14 protein-coding genes and 2 pseudogenes are annotated in these 17,382 nt (G+C 43.4%); 6 read left to right on the top strand and 10 right to left on the bottom strand.

Annotation, left to right across the window (positions count from 1 at the left end; translation table 11 throughout):
* Positions 1 to 9 precede the first annotated feature (9 nt).
* A complete protein-coding gene (locus tag F0251_RS13345; protein WP_171731151.1) occupies positions 10 to 915 on the top strand; it encodes a bifunctional helix-turn-helix transcriptional regulator/GNAT family N-acetyltransferase in 906 nt (301 codons plus the stop codon).
* A gap of 7 nt (positions 916 to 922) precedes the next feature.
* Here the strand turns inward: F0251_RS13345 and F0251_RS13340 are convergent, their stop codons facing one another.
* Positions 923 to 1,717 (bottom strand): hypothetical protein, encoded by a 795-nt coding sequence (locus tag F0251_RS13340; protein WP_061033896.1) that lies wholly within the window; start codon positions 1,715 to 1,717, stop codon positions 923 to 925.
* 519 nt (positions 1,718 to 2,236) lie between these two features.
* Between F0251_RS13340 and F0251_RS13335 the strand changes: the two are divergent.
* The 5 genes and pseudogenes from F0251_RS13335 to F0251_RS13320 all read left to right on the top strand — a co-directional run.
* Positions 2,237 to 3,195, top strand: a pseudogene (locus F0251_RS13335) (IS3 family transposase); the annotation flags it as partial.
* Between the two features lie 190 nt (positions 3,196 to 3,385).
* Positions 3,386 to 4,150: a transposase gene (locus F0251_RS13330; protein WP_216610936.1), complete on the top strand. Its 765-nt coding sequence runs from the start codon at positions 3,386 to 3,388 to the stop codon at positions 4,148 to 4,150.
* A gap of 15 nt (positions 4,151 to 4,165) precedes the next feature.
* Entirely contained in the window at positions 4,166 to 4,417 is a 252-nt protein-coding gene (locus F0251_RS24665) for a transposase (RefSeq protein WP_216610935.1), read from the top strand.
* A gap of 12 nt (positions 4,418 to 4,429) precedes the next feature.
* A pseudogene (locus F0251_RS13325) lies at positions 4,430 to 4,630 on the top strand (IS3 family transposase); the annotation flags it as partial.
* Between the two features lie 121 nt (positions 4,631 to 4,751).
* Positions 4,752 to 5,474, top strand: coding sequence for a 4'-phosphopantetheinyl transferase superfamily protein (locus F0251_RS13320; RefSeq protein ID WP_171731150.1), 723 nt, complete (start codon positions 4,752 to 4,754; stop codon positions 5,472 to 5,474).
* A gap of 259 nt (positions 5,475 to 5,733) precedes the next feature.
* On the opposite strand, the gene F0251_RS13315 is transcribed toward F0251_RS13320, so the two are convergent.
* Genes F0251_RS13315 through F0251_RS13275 form a run of 9 tightly spaced genes read right to left on the bottom strand, consistent with a single transcriptional unit; the run spans position 5,734 to position 17,374 of the window.
* Complete coding sequence (locus F0251_RS13315) at positions 5,734 to 6,750, bottom strand: 2-ketoarginine methyltransferase (RefSeq protein ID WP_171731149.1); 1,017 nt, start codon at positions 6,748 to 6,750, stop codon at positions 5,734 to 5,736.
* Positions 6,751 to 6,758: 8 nt separating this feature from the next.
* Positions 6,759 to 7,778: a hypothetical protein gene (locus F0251_RS13310; protein WP_171731148.1), complete on the bottom strand. Its 1,020-nt coding sequence runs from the start codon at positions 7,776 to 7,778 to the stop codon at positions 6,759 to 6,761.
* The gene (locus F0251_RS13305) at positions 7,775 to 8,914 is read right to left on the bottom strand and encodes an MFS transporter (protein WP_253821634.1); all 1,140 of its coding nucleotides are present in this window, start codon (positions 8,912 to 8,914) and stop codon (positions 7,775 to 7,777) included. Before F0251_RS13305 ends, F0251_RS13310 begins: the two co-directional genes overlap by 4 nt.
* Before the next feature lie 36 nt (positions 8,915 to 8,950).
* Positions 8,951 to 9,775, bottom strand: coding sequence for a 3-methyl-2-oxobutanoate hydroxymethyltransferase (gene panB / locus F0251_RS13300; RefSeq protein WP_171731146.1), 825 nt, complete (start codon positions 9,773 to 9,775; stop codon positions 8,951 to 8,953).
* A complete protein-coding gene (speB, locus tag F0251_RS13295; protein ID WP_171731145.1) occupies positions 9,768 to 10,736 on the bottom strand; it encodes an agmatinase in 969 nt (322 codons plus the stop codon). Before speB ends, panB begins: the two co-directional genes overlap by 8 nt.
* Positions 10,733 to 12,118: a 4-hydroxyphenylacetate 3-hydroxylase N-terminal domain-containing protein gene (locus F0251_RS13290; RefSeq protein WP_171731144.1), complete on the bottom strand. Its 1,386-nt coding sequence runs from the start codon at positions 12,116 to 12,118 to the stop codon at positions 10,733 to 10,735. The genes speB and F0251_RS13290 overlap by 4 nt, the downstream gene beginning before the upstream one ends.
* Positions 12,111 to 12,974, bottom strand: a complete 864-nt coding sequence (locus F0251_RS13285; RefSeq protein ID WP_171731143.1) for an NAD(P)-dependent oxidoreductase — start codon at positions 12,972 to 12,974, stop codon at positions 12,111 to 12,113. Before F0251_RS13285 ends, F0251_RS13290 begins: the two co-directional genes overlap by 8 nt.
* On the bottom strand, positions 12,967 to 13,890 hold the full coding sequence (locus F0251_RS13280) for a threonine/serine dehydratase (RefSeq protein WP_171731142.1): 924 nt from the start codon (positions 13,888 to 13,890) through the stop codon (positions 12,967 to 12,969). The genes F0251_RS13285 and F0251_RS13280 overlap by 8 nt, the downstream gene beginning before the upstream one ends.
* A complete protein-coding gene (locus F0251_RS13275) occupies positions 13,877 to 17,374 on the bottom strand; it encodes an AMP-binding protein (RefSeq protein WP_171731141.1) in 3,498 nt (1,165 codons plus the stop codon). The genes F0251_RS13280 and F0251_RS13275 overlap by 14 nt, the downstream gene beginning before the upstream one ends.
* Positions 17,375 to 17,382: the final 8 nt, after the last annotated feature.

The raw sequence follows: 17,382 nt of genomic DNA, 5'->3' as shown, positions 1-17,382 counted from the left end.
TAAGTAATTATGAATGCTCGACAACTAAGACACTACTCCCGCCAAGCCGTTCGCTTGCTGGGTATGCTCGATAAGCAATGTGGCGAAATGGCCCTAACCCCAGTCCAAGCCCATGCCCTAGGAGAAATCCAACTCCAACCGCTCACGATCAACCAGCTCGCACAACGATTAAATGTCGATAAGTCGAATGCCAGTCGCACCGTCGCAGGGTTAAACAAGCTTGAGTTAACCGACAGCATCGAGAACCCAAATGACAAACGCAGTCAAAAGGTCACACTCACCACTCGAGGACAGCAGGTGCTGTCTGAGCTCGACCAACAACAGAACGCTTTCTTCGACAATATGCTAGAAGCCCTAAACGAGGATGAGCAACAACAGTTAAAGCTTGGGTTGGAGGTTTACCTCAAAGGGCTAACTAAAGTCTGCCAAGCCGACGAGTTTGTACTGCGCCCACTCACTCACGCCGACAACGAACAAGTTGCCGATGTCATACGACAAGTCTCTGCCGAACATGGCTTAACCGCAGACAAAGGCTATGGCGTCGCCGATCCAACGCTTGATGACATGTATTCTGTATATAGCCAAGACAATGCGATGTACTGGGTGATCGAGTATCAAGGTGAAGTTGTGGGTGGTGGCGGTTTTGCCCCACTGGCAGGCCGACAAGACGTATGTGAGCTACAAAAGATGTACTTCTTAGAACAAACTCGTGGGCAGGGGTTGGCTAAACGTATCGTCGCCTTAAGCTTGAAACTCGCCAAGCAACTGGGTTACCAACAAATGTACTTAGAAACGACAGAATGTTTGGAGGCAGCGGTTAAGCTTTATGAAGCATTAGGTTTTGAGCACCTAGAGAGTGCTTGGGGAGAAACAGGCCACGACGCTTGTGAAGTGGCCATGGCCAAAATGCTATAAGTGCAGTCTAGCGTAAAAAGTTACTCACGCAAGACGCAGGGTTTAGGGCAACAAAAGAGCTCTCTTTTTGTCCATCGAGCTCAACTTCTAACTGGTATAAATGCTTAGGGTTGGGCTTATCAACATTAAAGACTATCGGTGCTTCAACTTGGAACACAACGCCAGTATGTTCCGCACGTACATCTATCGGCATCACCAACGTCATACCATTGAACTTGATTGATGCCGATACCAGCCCCGCTTTTAGCGTCTGGTAGATCACATCCACTTTAAACTCACAACCGCCACCGTGGTGCCAGATCTGCTCAGTGACAATTTGGTCAAGTTTCACATTGCGAACAAACTGCAGATAAGGAGCTTGCCAAATACCCATTCGAGAGTCTGATTTAACGACTTTTGACGAAGGTGATAGTGCATCCATGTCTTCTTCAAGCAACAACCCTTCCTCTTCTTCAAGAAACAAGATCTCAAAGCGGTTTCGACCTGGCTGCATATAAGGGCGAATGTCTTTACGATACTCTTCTTGGCTGCCATCACAATCAAAGACTGCTACACCATTGAGCCGCACTTCAGCAAAGTAATCGACACCCGCGACGACTAGCTCAACAAAGGGGCAAGCCAGCATCGCATCATCGACTTCAATGTCGTGCATTAAATGCCACTCTTGCTCTGCGATTCGCTCTTCACTCAACGTATCAGGGAGCTTTGAACTTAACGGAGCCGGAAAGGTAATGTCATCTTGTGGAATAGAAAGATCCGTCAATGGCGAAATTTGCCAAAGACCATCGAGAAGTAACCGCATATCATTCCTTGAGCCAGATCAATTTTGACCGCATTATAATGAATGAATGCATTTAAAGACATTTATTTTTCTGAGGATAAAAAAATGCCAGCTCAAGGCTGGCATTTTTCAAACTGGGAAGGAATTACTCTTCACCTTCATCATCTTCTTCAGGGTAGATAGCATCTTCACCTGCATTCACCCTTACACTTTTATTAGTGAGATTGGTGTGAGAAGGTATATTCTAAAAGGCTTATCTCACTATTCGCACATTATTGCAATAATCATGCGGAAAGATCGAAAAAGGTGTGAATTTACAAACTAAAAAATTCTCACCTTTTGGTATGGCAGCATACCAATGTTATAGCTGCTGCTTGGACTTCACTTTCACCTCACTCAATGATAATCAGAAGCTCTATCCTTTTCGATATTTTAGCCTTAAATCTGACCACCCACACCTTTAAACTTCTCAATGTACTGGTCTAATGAAGTTGGACACTGAATTGAGAGACAATAATTGTCAGATCAATGAGGTGAAACATGACAGTGAAAAGAGCTTACAAACGCTACCCCAAGGAATTTAAAAAAGAAGCAGTCGCCTTAGTACGAGATCAAGGCTATAGCGTAGCTCAGGCAGCAGAAGCTATTGGTGTTACAACCACGGTTCTCTACAAGTGGAAGGAAAAGTTAGAAGCCCAGTTAGAAGGCACCTAGCTATCCGATGACGAACGTGTTGAGCTCAAGCAACTTCGTAAATAAGTCAAAGAGTTACGTATGGAGAAGGAGATCCTAAAAAAGGCTTCAGCCTTCTTCGCGAAAGAAACGAAGTAAAGTTTAACTTCATTAAAACTGAGTCAACTCGATACCCAATAACCCATCTTTGTCAGACGATGAGAGTAAGCCGCTCAGGTTATTACGACTGGCTAAAACGGCCAGCAAAAGAGGTCACTGCTGAAACGCTGAACCTGTACCGCCGGGTGAAGTGGCTATTTAAACAAAGCCGACAGAGCCTCGGTAGTAGGGAAATGACAAAGAAGCTGCGCGAAGAAGGCTTTAGCGTTGGTCGGTACAAAGTGTGCACTGTGATGAACAGGCTCAGCCTAAAAGTGACTCAGCGAGTGGCTTACAAAATCACAACGAAGCGTAAACACAGTGATGCAGTAGCCGATAACTTGTTGAATCAGAATTTTAACCCAGTTGCTCCCAATCAGGTGTGGGCGGGTGATGTTACTTACCTGAAAACAGGTGAAGGCTGGATGTATTTAGCCATCGTCATGGACTTGTACTCGCGGCGAGTTATTGGCTGGCATATTGATAAGCGAATGACAACCGACTTGGTTAGCCAGGCATTGGTAAAGGCATATAACCTGAGTCAACCAGGAAAGGGGCTTGTGTTCCACAGCGACAGAGGCTCCCAGTATACGAGCAGACAATATCGCAAACAGCTATGGGGTTATGGCATGCGTGCGAGCATGGGAGATGTCGGAGCTTACTGGGATACTGGGATTAGAATATAAATACAGACTGTTTGTACTGACCCGTGCTGGGATTGACTGAAATGTCTTTGTGTTGACCTGTCGTTCAAAGAGTCTGTTCAATTCTATCGACTCAGTTGTGACCTAATAGGAGCTTTGTATTGCACCTCCAGTGTCCCGTCCTGCTGGGCGATTCACACAGGAGAGTGGTTAAATGAACAGTAACGATCCCCGCTACAAATTGTATTTAGGTGTAGATACTCATCTGGAACTTCATGTTGCGACACTTCTCAATGAACTGGGTCAGGTTGTTAAAAGTAAGTCATTTAGTGTCGACCTTACAGGTTATCGTGAACTCTTAGCATGGTGTCGGTCTTGCGGGTTCCTTCAAAAAGCTGGCATCGAAGGGACGGGAAGCTATGGCGCTGAACTGACAAAGTTCCTGATCAAGAACGGTATTGATGTATATGAAGTTATGCGGCAAAATCGAATGGAGAGACGTCTGAAAGGCAAAACAGATGTTATAGATTCAGAGAATGCGGCTAAAAGCGTATTATCTGGTGAGGCAAAGGTCATTCCTAAAAGCCAGGCAGGACCCGTTGAGTCATTACGGAGTTTACTAATGACCCGCAATAGCGCCGTCAAGTCTAGAACTCAGGCGATGAATCAAATACGAGCACTTCTTGTATCAGGCCCGGATGAGCTAAAACAGTCCCTCTACCAGCCAAAGTCTAGTGCTTGTGCGGGGGCATGCTTAAAGCGGTGCTCTAATAGTAGTGAGCCATTAATGATTTCACTAGTGTTGTTGGCACAACGTTGGAGCTTCCTAAACGACCAAGTGAAAGCTCTTGATAATGCTTTGAAAAAACTAACGTTAAACACAGCTCAAAGCCTTGTGTCAAAATTTTGGGTCGGCACAAATGTGGCAGCGACGCTCTTAGTTACAGCTGGAGACAACGCCAACCGATTAAGGAAATAATCATCGTTTGCAGCCTTGTGTGGCATTCCAGCGTCATCAGGGAAAACTACCCGTCATAGGTTGAATCGAGGAGGTAGCCGTAGTGCGAATAATGCGCTTTGGACCGTGGCGATGGTAAGAATGCGCAGTGATCCCAGAACAAAAGACTATGTTGCTCGAAGAACAGCGGAAGGGTTATCAACTAAGGAAATAACTCGCACCCTAAAACGTTATATAGCGAGAGAGCTTTTCCCGCTAATACTGAAAGATATAGCGAATCTGTCTTGACATAGGAGCGTCAATGCCGTGGTCGAGCGGTTCTTCGGAAGCTTAAAGCACGACTGGTTATTTAAAGTACATCAGCCAACCAGAGAGCATATGAAGGAAGATGTCTTAGCCTACATGAGGTATTACAACCTCGAAAGGCTGCATTCGGCGAACAATGATATGTCGCCGGTTAATTATGAAAAGTCTCTAAAGAAAGTGTCCGGATGGAGTTGACCAGAACACGTCCCGTGGGAGTATGGGGCGCTTACAGTTTAGAATAATTGACATTGAGTTAAAGATCGGATTTTAGTACGATTTATCAAAATAAAAACGCAACAAAATAAGATGAAATTTAGTGCTCACTTCAATAACACAAAGCTCCGCAGTCCCCTTTATCCGAAATATTGATATTGGTTATGTTAATCGTTATCCTTCAGTAAGATACTGTAAGGTTATATTTGACTCTCATCAGTATCAAGATGCGTTATTTGATGCCTTTTCTATTCCTTTCTCAACTACTTTAAATTCTGCGGTATTAAAGAGGAAAGCTGAGTATCTCGCAGGACGCTTCGCCGCTAAGTTGCTATTGAAGTCGCCAAAATGCTACGGCAGAGTCGGAACAACCGTAGATGGCTGCCCAACTTGGCCTTCCGGCTGGTGTGGTAGCCTTTCACACACCAACAGAGATGCTATAGCATTAGTGACGTCTACCGAAACACAAATATCTCTTGGTGTCGATATTGAAGAACTGAATCCTGCAATAATGAGAGATACTGCTAATTATTTTACCTCACCTGAAGAACAAGAACTTCTCTCAACCAGCTGCGTGCATTATGAAATAGCTTTGTCCATTGTCTTTTCCGCAAAAGAAAGTTTATACAAAGCATTGTATCCCAAAGTGGGTCATTTTTTTGGTTTTGATACAGCTATAATCAGTAATTTAGATCTTCTAAATAACAGTATTACTCTACAATTAACTCAACCCCTTGCTGAAAACCTCCCAAAAGGGGCTCAGTTCGATGGTTATTTTAAAATCTTAGATGGAAAAATTATCTCATGGCTAGTCTGGCATCATTGAGTTAATCTGGTTTAGTATCAAATTATTAAGGTGCTGAATTGCTGACAGTTTTATCTGATCGACCTATCAAATGCTACTAATATTAGTGAAAGCTTTTTTCAGACTTGACCTTCTGGTTTGCGCCATATCTGACTTTTCGAGCATACATAAATAAAAACCACCGAATTATTCGATGGTTTTTTGTGGTTCAGCCGATGTTGACTATTTCATACAATTGTCATTCACTCGGCAATAACTTATAAATTTATCAACCTAGTAACTAATTTTTTCTTTTTAGCAGCCAACCCATGCAAATATTGGTCGAGTCCATTTCTGGCAGAGTATATTGCTTATCAATCACTTCAAGACCAGCTTTTGCAAATAAGCTATCCCAGTATTGTTGCTTTTCTAGTCGTTGAGAGGTGAAAGGATGCAGTAGCAGATAAGGGTTATAATGTGCCAGCCCCAAGCCATGTTGCATCGATTTTTTATCGTCAATCAGGTAATCGATATCGATAATGATCAAGCGTTGGTCTGCATTGCCTGCCATGGCACGCTTCAGCATCTCAATAGCCGCATCTTCACCAGACTGGCCTAGCACTTCGTGGATCACAAAGCACAATAGCAGCAAGTCTGGCTTCTCATTCATCGACTCAATGTAGGAAATTGCATCGGCTTGCACGATATCAATTCTGTCACTCAGACCACATTCACTTACATGGTTGATTGCCGCTAAGCTTCCTCCAAGATCCGGCTCAATTCCAATAGCATTGGCTTGAGGTAAATCATTACATAGCTCAGTGAGGTATACCGCACTCCCGCACCCCAAATCGCAAATGGTTTTAGGCGACAGCTCAGCACGTTCAATAATATTGCGCACAATTGGAATCGAATCAAATTGGCTGATCCCACAGCTCCCAATACCAACCCAAGTCGCATTACGAGAGAGCGGCTCAGCTTCAGCTTTTAAGCCCTCTCCCATACTCAGAAACGTTTCTGAGTAACCTCCAACCATCATTTCATACCAAGGTCGAGTCAGCTCAAACGACTTGGCATACTCAGTAAGCGACACAACGTCGTCCATTGAGACAATACCCTCATTTCTTAGGTATTTTAAAAAGGCAGTCAAACGCGTTTTATCGAACTGTAAGTCAGTGGCACATTGCGACACACTCACCTTGTTTTCATTTAAATAGTCATACAATCCACTACTAAAAAGGTTAAATAAGCTCTGCGCTAAAGCCATATGACGTATCGGTTGAAGGCCTTGTATTATTTTAATTTCTTGTTCTTTCATGGAAATAGTTATCCTATTAATCGTGTTTTAGAGTTTATAGAGGCAATTTTTTCTTTGTTTTTATGAGAGAATAAGTTGAGTCTCTTCAACCAACGGTCTTGCCCATTAAAGCTAGCGGTAAATCGTCGCCTGCCATGAACAACATGGCTATTGTTGACCAGGCAAATCTCACCTGCAGTAAGGCTAATATCAATCAGCTCATCTTTAATTTTTTGTACAAAAGTACTGTATTGCTGTTGTGCTACCTCTGAGTCGGACGTCACAAGACAGTAGTCAGGATCAATGCACAAATCAGGTTTATTCCACTCCCCTGATAACACCGATGTTTTTCTTGGCTTTTCCAAAAGCTGATTAATCGAGTCAAAGGAATTAACCGATCCTTGATTCAACTCCGGTTTGTGAGAGTTGTCCGGCATGATGGCAAAATGCTCCTCAAACAGCTTATCGAATTGCTCCACTTCATCACCGAGCCCATGCGCCGACCAAAAAGATGTGGGAACTTTCTCATTGTTCCTCATACACATCAGTGACAAAAAGTCACAACGGTTTTCATGAAACGCATCTTCAGTGTGGAAGCTCAGCTCTTCGGAGCTACTGAACCCAACCTGCTCATAACTGTGTTCTTTAATTGGTAAAATATCGTGCATCAAGCGACCATTCTGCTGAGTGGCCCATCCGAACACATAGCCTACGTAAGAGCTGATTAAGGCGTACACATAGCTTTGACGTTTGGCGACGTTAAGCTCATCAACTATATTCCAATGAGCAGGAGTCTCGACTGTAACTGGCCCAACTAACTGTGTCGTATCAACCACTGTAACGGCCTGTCTTTCTGCCATTGTTCGGTCAAGGAAATCTCGCAAAGAACTAGGTAAATCATTAGCCAACTCTTGGATCACGGCATAGTCATCGGGATTTTGTAGATTTATGTTGTTCTCTTCCATATATCTGATAAGAGCGTGTACGCAATTCACGTCGCTTTCGGAAAAATCAGAAAATCGGGAAATACTGACTTTTTGGTTACTCATGCTAATTTCTCATCCTCATTAGCTATTTTTGTATATATTTGTTTTACACAGAACAGCTTAATAATTAATAAAGCGGTTGCCGTAAAAACAAAGTACTCGACACCGTAAGTGGGCAAAATGTGCGCACCTATAAATCCTGAAATACCTTCCCCGACTCCAATAGAAATCGAGGTGAACGTTAATGAAAGTAACAATTGCTCTTTTTTGAAGTATGAAGTCACAAGAGCAAATAAGGCTGGTATGACTAAAACCTCTCCAATAGACATAAGAATAGCTGGGGAATAAATAAATACCCCAGTCTTATCTACAATTAACATTGATAAAAATGACAGAAAATAAAAGGTGCTTCCAAGGTAAACAATAGAACTAATTGATTTTTCTGATACTAATTTTGTGATGTATTTTGTTAGAAAAATTACAATGGCTGCATTAATAATAAAGATATAACCTAAGCTATTACTGTCATTAAATACCAAATCATGCATTAAAGGTAAAGCTGAAAAGAAAAAGAAATATGTACACCAACCAAGGGAAACCACAGAATATACAAGTAGGGCATCCTTAGTAAGAAATTCTTTGACTACACTTATCGTTGTTTTCTCATCAGGAGAAATTTTTTCATTATCAAACTTAATGATAACAAGAGTGAAGATGCTTAATATAAACCCTATTCCCCAGCAGAAATAAAGCCAATTGATAGCATCCATATTCAGCAATTCAGAAGCTAACCAAGGACCAATAGCTGAAGAGAATGAAACAAAGACATTTAGGTTTGCAAAGCCCTTATACCTCTCACTTGCACTCTCATTAACTGTTGCAATAATGGCCCTGACAACAAAACTATGTATTGTAAATGATGATATATATACAAATATGGCAAACGAGATCGCCATTGGCGATTTTACATAATAGAAGAATAAAACCGCCAAAGAGGATAAAGCATTACATGCAATTAAAGATGATTTATTGTTTACATTTCCTAAAAATGGCCCTATTAAAAGCTTTACAACTTTTGCTGCAACATTGGTAAACAATAACATAGTGCCAGCATAGACAGGATTCAATTCCAATGTATTAATAAGGTACACTGATAAAACACCTATGAAGGCAAAATAAGAAAAGTGCGACAGCAGCATTTCCACCATTAAGAGTTTCTGGTTCCTCTTATTCAACTATTTATCCCCCAAAGCTTTATACATATGACTTTGGTCGGGGAAAGTACCATCCTTGACCTCTTGGACATACTCTCTAGTTGCTCTGTCAATTTCATAGCGCAGGTTAGCATAGCGTTTGACGAATTTTGGTGTCCAGTCAAACAGCCCCAACATATCATCTGTCACCAATATCTGCCCGTGACAAGTTTCAGAAGCCCCAATCCCTATCGTCAATATGTCTACATGCTTGACAATTTCCTGAGATACTGACGCGGGCACGCCTTCCAAAACAATAGCGAAACAGCCCGCTCTTCGCAGGGCCTCTGCTTCACTTAAGAGTTGTGTTTGTGATTCTTTGGTTTTGCCTACGACTTTGAACCCACCAGTCGCATTAATTGCCTGAGGACGGATGCCAATATGGCCGATAACTGGAATCCCGCGTTCAACCAGATACTTGGCCGTTTTATCTGCTCCAGGAAAAGCTTCAATTTTCACTCCACAGCAGCCAGTTTCTTGCATGATTCTCTTGGCATTTTCAAATGCGGTTTCTGGGGACGTTTCATACGTACCAAACGGCATATCCACTATAACCAAAGCTTTGTTGGTGGAGCGCATAACGGTTTGACCATGCAGAATCATCATATCTAGAGTCACGCCAACAGTAGAAGGCATGCCGTGAACAACCATACCTAACGTGTCGCCCACTAAGATAAGATCCGCATGCTCATCCACAATTTTCGCGACTGGCGCGGTATAAGCCGTGAGGCAAGCAATTTTTCTCTCACGTGCCGTGTTCATTAATGTAGTAACTGTGGTTCTTTGAGATTCAACTACTTTAGACATTTTTAACCATTCCTTTTTTCTTCGCTAATGCGACCAATGACAGCAATTCAAAGGCGATATTTGCTGCGGTAATACAAGTGGCTCCGCTTTGATCAAGGACAGGAGCGACTTCGACCAGATCCATCCCGCAATAATTCATTGGCCCTAGCTGTCGTATAAGTTGCATCGCTTCGTACGAACTAGGTCCGCCCGGCTCGGGCGTGCCCGTTCCAGAAGCAAATGCAGGGTCGAGAAAGTCGATATCAAACGACAAAAAGACTTTACGATCTCCAACAGCGTCACGTACTCGCTTTCCAAGAGCGGCAAAATCACTTTGATGAAGTTCATCCCAACTTATGACATTGAAGCCAAGCTCAGTACCTTGATTGAGATCTTGCGGGTAGATAGAGCCTCTCATTCCGATCTGAAACGAGATTTCCGGGTCAACCAACCCCTCTTCGACTGCCCGACGAAATACTGTGCCATGAAAATGCTTGATCCCCCCGTAATAGTCGTCGAGAACATCACCATGGGCATCGATATGAATCAGCGCTAATTTCCCGTAACGCTTGTGCGCCGCTCGTAGTTCTCCTATGGTAATCGAGTGATCGCCACCAAGTGCGAAAGAAATGCAGTTTTGCTCATATATCTGGGCGAAGTGCTGCTCGATCTTTTGCAATGTTTCTAAGTGATAACCGGGCCAAACTGGCGAGTCTCCGATGTCAACCATCGACAACTCTTCTGTAATATCAACCAAATGAGATGGGTGAAATGGGCGCAGTAGAATTGACGCGTTTCTGATGCCTTCGGGACCAAACCTAGCACCTGTGCGAAACCCAACAGCTGAGTCTGTAGGCACTCCAGTGACAACCAGATCCACGCCAGTCAGATCATCCGGGGGGATGGTAGGCAAACGGAAAAACGTTCTAATGCTGCAAAACCGAGGCGTTTTCATTGAATCATCGGGTTTGTAATGTGTCATTGCTTCAAAGATCCTATTAGTTGTTCTAATGATGTTGTTGCTATAAAAGGTTTTACTCTCTCGAAGTGACCCGACTTCAGCAGAGGTTGCGGCCCCAGATAGAACTCTTCGTACAGTTGCTGTCGTCCACCAAAGTCACCACAGCATATATCATGAGCAAGGCGTAACAGTTCGGTATAACAAGAGTTGGTATCTTCTGTACCGTAATAATCGCTCAGTTCTGGTGAGCATTGAATTGTGAGTTCATCTGGTACCGATGTCAGATCGCTGGCTCCAATGGTGCGTAAGCACGACAACGCATACGTGAAATAATCAAAAGAAGCCGTCATCGCCGCCGACAAATCCACTAACGCTGGGATATGAACCCCATCCAGGGACAATTCACTGTTTTTAATCGCCATATGGTTAAGCGCAGACATACATTGATGCTGAATGGCAAGCTGCCCCAACATCTCAGTCACGCGCTGAATATTGTCTCGACCACTATACTCAGCAATCTGGCTAGTGATAGCCAACATGGTTTCCGCCAGAACTTCGACGCGAACCGCGCCTTGGTGCCAAAGAAAATTAACCATGTGAGTGCGTTCGCGAATCGAATTTGCCAATTCAATATCACCATCAATGAATACGCGATTTGCGGGGACAAAAACTTCGTCGAAAATACACAAACAGTCCATTTCGTCAGCCTTACTGGCCAGCGCCGAATGATTGGAACTGTGCGTTGGTCGGCAAATCAGCTTTAAGCCTGCGGTATTGAGCGGGATAGAAAATGCCAGCGCACGCTCTTTCTCCGTGACGGGTTTGTACGGGTAAACGACGATTTCATCACTGTACGGTGCATAAGTGGCTAACATTTTGACCCCAGAAACGACTATACCGTCGGAGTGGCTGGCAACTTTTCTCAGGGCATTTTTTTTGTTTAGATAGCGGTCTGTAGGTGGATCACTGATAGCGTGTGTCAGGCATAAATTCCGGTCAATGCAATCACGGTAAAACTCTTTAACATTTTGCTCCGCTGACCCAAACTGCTCAGCCGCAGCATCCCAACTCGTGATCAAGGAAGCTAAGAAATCAGGTGTACGAGCTAAAAATCCCCCTCCGTAACATGCAACTTTTTTGAAATAATCCGTTTTAAGTTGTAACTCCTCTCTCGTGCGAGGCTTGTAATAATGCAAGCAAATAGACCGTTCTAAACTTGGCTCATAAATAAAATTGCCAGGATCTCCGTGAATCATCTGAAAAAGATTCGCGAAAAAACAGGCACTCTCTTTTAACTTGGCATGTTCAGCGATATTGTTAATTCGCTCACCTTGGAGGTATATCTCACGACCATCATTGAGGCTGTTTAAGTAGTCCTCAGCGCTTACTCTCTTCTTATTCATTGATAACACCATCAAGGGGTTCCGTTCTCAAAAGTTTGTTGTAGTTTGCTATGAAATCGTCTAGGAAATAGTGTTCTCTTTGGCCACTTTTCCAAGCGACATGATCCGAGACCCTACAGTTACTTAGCGTTCTCAACAGGTGATCGGCAGGTAAAGGGTCAGGTGTTGTAGTATCTAAACTTGCTTTAAGCTGACCTTGGCTGAGTTTTTCTTCCAATGCTCTTTGGTCAACATGCTCACCTCGAGAAGGGTTGATAATAACGGTGTCTGCACATAGACGACTGAGAAGTGAACGATCCAAAACTCCATAAGTACCGCTATTCAGTGGCAACAAATTGACAATCGCATGGCACTTATGGATAGATTCGAAGGAACGCACTAACCGCTTTGCTATATTTGTTTCCGTTGTCTGATAAATAACATATTCCACTTCCAACAAGTCGAAAATGGCTTGTAATCGCTTTGATATCGGCCCATTTCCCAAAATGAATATCTTCAACCCTTTCAGGCCTCGCTCAGCAAACCAAACGAAAAGTTCCCTCATGATGTAGTTACAAATGGGAGCTGAGTAACTGCTAACACAACGCGTAACTGTGGTCTCTTGAGGAACTAGCGTTAAAGGAAAAAAATCGTAGCCCGCGGTACTAAGCTGAATCCATTTGTAGTTTTCGTAAGCAATTTCCTTTAGAGTCTGAGGGTGAAAATCTTGAGGCGCGATCAATAAGATCGGTGCTTCAGAAGAGTGGAGATGGTTCTTCCTCAACAGTTGCTGACATTCGGCCATCACTTCTTGAATGTAATTTTGATGAAAGCCAAAGGTTATGTTGTTCCATTGCTTCAAGACAGCATCACTCATTGATATAGTTCCTCCACTCAGATAAGGCCACATTTCTTCCGCTTACAATAGCCACTAAGGTGTTATGAGGTGTCGTGATTTTGCCCGCTAACAATGCAGCCAATCCCACGGCCCCTGCGGGTTCAACCACTAAGCCTATTTTGTTATAGATATACTCAATCGCCTCGATTATTTCGCTATCGCTCACCGTTGTCGTGCCATTGGGGTTTATTTTTAAGATATCGTATGTGATACTGCCCTTTTCAATGTTTCCAGCTAAGCCTTGAGCAATAGTCTCACCAATAGGCACGGGGTCGATACCACCGTGCTGAAGTGCATATGTCATCGCACAGGACTGAATAGACTCCACGCCATACACACTAAATTTCGTCCGGTCTTGCACACTGCTAAAGACCCCTGAACAAAGCCCTCCTCCTCCGATAGGACTCACAATCGCGGCTTCTTCCAGTTCATCGAAAATCTCCCAACCAAGCGTTAAAATGCCATTGATCAATAAAGGGTCATTGTATGGCGACAAATAATAGTATCCCTCAATATTCCGATACTCTATCGCTCGGTTTTCAGCGGCATCATAATCCCCGTCGACTAACTCGATATCATTGAATTTGCTGCGTATATTGGCCAATTTTTTACTGGGTATTGAAGCGGGCAGCACCAGTTTTACTTTGCGAGTTTCCCCGGCCACTTGACTCAATGAAAAGGCATGGTTTCCTGCTGAGTTTGAGATGATCGTCTTATCTGACTCAATGACACTCATAGCATAAGCAGCGCCTCGCACCTTAAACGAACCCGTTGGCTGCATACACTCCAACTTTAAGTAGAGCTTTTTGCCCTTAATTTGGTCGACATATAACAAGGGAGATTTAATCGCATGCTGATAGACTATTGATTCAATATTCGCTCTACTCGCTGACATTTTGGATCCTTTTCATGCATCTTAGTCCTTTTCTCATAAAGCCTTGCCCATTCTGTGAATAAAACGACACAGACCCGCTGACAAGATAGTCAGGTTGATCTAAGCTATATATTGGATACAAGTTATCCAGTTTAGTTAAACCATAAACCTCTTGCAGGTTGGCTTGTTTATTCACAACAATATGCTGAACAGATAATTGCGTTTTTTCCCCCCGAGTACTCACTTGAATTGTGTACACTCCATCACTATAGAGCCCATCAATTTCAACCTTTTCTTGACGAATAGAGTGTTGCTTTTCTGACTCAAGTGTTTGCGAGAAACCGCATTTTTCGAGCATATCAATAAAGAGAGTTACCGCAGGATTGTGCTCAGCAGACACTGTCATAATGCGCCCCCCCACACGATCTATAAACAATCCACATTGATTTTTTTCGGTATCACCAAGGTGACCTTCAATGCCATTGTAAAATCCAAACAAGCCACAGTGGTTGTAGTAGTAAACGGGGTGATTAACTAGGGCTTGACCATGATCATCCAGAAAACTTAAAGTCTGATCGGTTAAGAAACCCAGACCGCCGTTACTTTCGTTCAAGAAACATTGTCCGATAACGGATAGATCAGCATGAGTAATTCGAGTTTTTTCCGAGCCTGCTGGAAGCGAGGCTGATGAAAGAACCGCTGCCATTCCCACCTGTCGTGCCCACTTGAGCGTTATATCTTGACCATTAACATTCTGAACAAGGTCTATATGCAATGGTTCAAGTACATACTCACTGAGAATCTCTCCGTATGACCTAGCGAATTTTTTTTCAACCAAACCAGCAAAAAGTAACGGACCGACGAATGAGTAAGCAAAACTCTCTCCGACCACAAAATGCCGAGAGTGGTGATTCAACAATTGAGTTCTATACTCTTCTATTGTGTGAGTGTCGCAGAACACTTCAAAATCGAAGCCTTCGACGATACCATGGCTGTGATTAAGTAGGTGGTGTACCTCAATCTCATCCCCGAACACCAAACTGAATTCATTACCTAACAAGTCGGATACGCGACTGTACATCGGCAACAGATTTTCTTGATGAAGTTTAAGCGCTAATAGCAAGTTGACAATTTTTGAAATACAACCCAAGTGCTTTACTGGATTACGCTGCCATTGATGTTTCTTAGTCGACTGATAGCAGCTTGAGTGCAGCACATTATCTTGATAAAGAGAGATCTCAGCTTCTTCAATCGCATTGGCAATACAGCTCTCTTTTAATTGCTCAAACAAGGCAGGAGAAGTTGAGACCTCCTGGTGGAATTCCCGTTGCTCTCCTTCCAGCAATTGGATTATTTCCAAAAGTGTTAGGCTACTATCAACGGCTTTTACCCTATCTCGATAGCGATCGGATGATTTCAGTTCTGTCATAAGTTTGACAAATTGCAGTGAGTTCACCCCTAAATCCTTCAAGGTCTGGTGAGGGTCTTGAATCTGGATACCAAGAAGTCGCTCAATATACCTTATTAGACTCGGTTGCTCTGCGTGAACACTCAATTTAGGACGCTGATGATTCAATATACTGAGACACTGTTTCCTATCAATTTTTCCTGAAGGTGTACAGGGCAACTCCGTCATCCGATAAAACAGTGATGGCACCATATAGTCAGGCAAACTTTGCTTGCACAAGTTCTGTAATGTCTTATCGCACAAATCATCATCACCGGCGTAAACACATGCCAATTGATCGTACTCACCGTCTAACTTCATCACGCAACACTGGCTAATCGCGGAGTTGTGGTAAAGCACATTTTCAATTTCTGTCAGTTCAATACGAAAACCCCGTATTTTGACCTGATGATCACGCCGACCCAAATATGTCAACAGACCTTGTTCCCGCCTTATCAAATCACCCGTCTTGTATACTCTCCCCCCAACATGATCAAGGTGAATAAAAACTTCAGAAGTTTTTTCTTCTTCGTCCCAATAGCCGGCAGCCAGCCCTGCTCCTAACAAGGCTAATTCGCCCAATGCACCATCGGGAAGTAGACGATTATGTTTGTCCAAGACGCAAATCGCTGTGCCAACCAGAGGAATACCGATAGACATACTGCTTTCTCCCCCATACTCAAAATACGTCGAGTAGGTTGTATCTTCACTCGGCCCATAAAGGTTAAGAATTCGAAAGCTTTTACTGAGCGTTTGCGCAAGAGTTACTGGAAGAGGCTCCCCTGCCAAATTAATCGTTTTTAGTGAGGCAGGCAGTATCGAAGCATTGACTATTTCAGTGACCACTGAAGGCACGCTATTGAGCAGTGAGAGGGGCAGTTCGACTGGCTTAAATAACTCCAAGGCATTTTCAACCACATACATCGTTCCACCGCACGCTGGCACACAAATCAATTCAAAAATACTCAGGTCGAAACAAATAGATGTACTTGCCACAACGAGACTCATCTCTTCATCCGTGTAGTTTTGGCGACTCCAGTAGGCCAGCTGATCGACCCCACGATGGCAAACTGAGACCCCCTTCGGTTGCCCTGTCGAGCCTGAAGTGAAAATAATATAAGCCAGACTGTCTGCTGTGAGCGTATGAAGTGGAGAGAGATGTTCCACTGACATGACGTGATCGGTCACGCGATTATCCAAAATACGACTCGGTTCGATAGATGAAAGCTTTTCATGGTCTGGCTCATCTGAAATAACAAAGCGACAAGCGGCCTTTTCCAAAATGTAAGCAACCCGATCTGACGGATAGTGCTTGTCTAGTGGAACATAGGTGTAGCCATCAAACAAACAAGCTAGCAATGGAATAGCAAGTGTCTCATCCCGATCTACCAAAATCCCAATACGGTCACCTGGCTGAGCACCCGATTTTTTCAATTGCAACCTTTGATACTCAATACGGTTGATAACACACCTGTTGGTTATCTGACCGTAACGCGAATAGGCAAATACCTTGTCTGGGTATTGCTCTAGATAATGACGAATATGGTTAAGGTACTGGTGATCGAACTCATGCTGTGGCGTCAAAACCGTGTCTTCAACTAGCCTCAGCTTTTTCAGCGGCAAAGAACAATTCACCTGTTTCAGCAGTGTCTTAAATACCGAGAGTATCGCATCGTAAAAATCTGATGTTTGTCCATTGTTTTTAGACAAAATACTCAAACGGATGGTTGAAGACAAACTAGCATCTAGCCTGATAGTGGTACTATGTTGATGAGGTAGCTCAATGGGCTTACCATCAAGATTAAACAAAGTTGAGTGAATGCTATCAGCCTCTAAAACTGAACCTCCAGTAAGACAATCGGCAAACTCAGCTAAAGTCAGAGAGTCAATATCAGATTCAATATGTGACAGATTGTATACCTTACCTGAGATGCTAAAGGATAAGTCTGTTTTCATATCCGTCACACACATATATGAATAAATAAGTGCCGCGCCAATTAGCTTGTCGTTCGCACCGGTCACGTTCGACAACGTAGTGCTGTAAGTTCTTGAATTCATCTTGACTC

Source organism: Vibrio sp. 070316B (genome assembly GCF_013114115.1).
Classification (GTDB): Bacteria; Pseudomonadota; Gammaproteobacteria; order Enterobacterales; family Vibrionaceae; genus Vibrio; species Vibrio chagasii_B.
This window is presented reverse-complemented; position numbering and strand designations above follow the sequence as displayed.

Bases quoted from the DNA above. Each gene is read 5' to 3' on its own strand.
- F0251_RS13345 (WP_171731151.1), top strand. From the start codon at position 10: ATGAATGCTCGACAACTAAGACACTACTCCCGCCAAGCCGTTCGCTTG.
- F0251_RS13340 (WP_061033896.1), bottom strand. From the start codon at position 1,717: ATGCGGTTACTTCTCGATGGTCTTTGGCAAATTTCGCCATTGACGGAT.
- F0251_RS13330 (WP_216610936.1), top strand. From the start codon at position 3,386: ATGAACAGTAACGATCCCCGCTACAAATTGTATTTAGGTGTAGATACT.
- F0251_RS13315 (WP_171731149.1), bottom strand. From the start codon at position 6,750: ATGAAAGAACAAGAAATTAAAATAATACAAGGCCTTCAACCGATACGT.
- F0251_RS13310 (WP_171731148.1), bottom strand. From the start codon at position 7,778: ATGAGTAACCAAAAAGTCAGTATTTCCCGATTTTCTGATTTTTCCGAA.
- F0251_RS13305 (WP_253821634.1), bottom strand. From the start codon at position 8,914: ATGCTGCTGTCGCACTTTTCTTATTTTGCCTTCATAGGTGTTTTATCA.
- panB (WP_171731146.1), bottom strand. From the start codon at position 9,775: ATGTCTAAAGTAGTTGAATCTCAAAGAACCACAGTTACTACATTAATG.
- speB (WP_171731145.1), bottom strand. From the start codon at position 10,736: ATGACACATTACAAACCCGATGATTCAATGAAAACGCCTCGGTTTTGC.
- F0251_RS13290 (WP_171731144.1), bottom strand. From the start codon at position 12,118: ATGAATAAGAAGAGAGTAAGCGCTGAGGACTACTTAAACAGCCTCAAT.
- F0251_RS13285 (WP_171731143.1), bottom strand. From the start codon at position 12,974: ATGAGTGATGCTGTCTTGAAGCAATGGAACAACATAACCTTTGGCTTT.
- F0251_RS13280 (WP_171731142.1), bottom strand. From the start codon at position 13,890: ATGTCAGCGAGTAGAGCGAATATTGAATCAATAGTCTATCAGCATGCG.
- F0251_RS13275 (WP_171731141.1), bottom strand. From the start codon at position 17,374: ATGAATTCAAGAACTTACAGCACTACGTTGTCGAACGTGACCGGTGCG.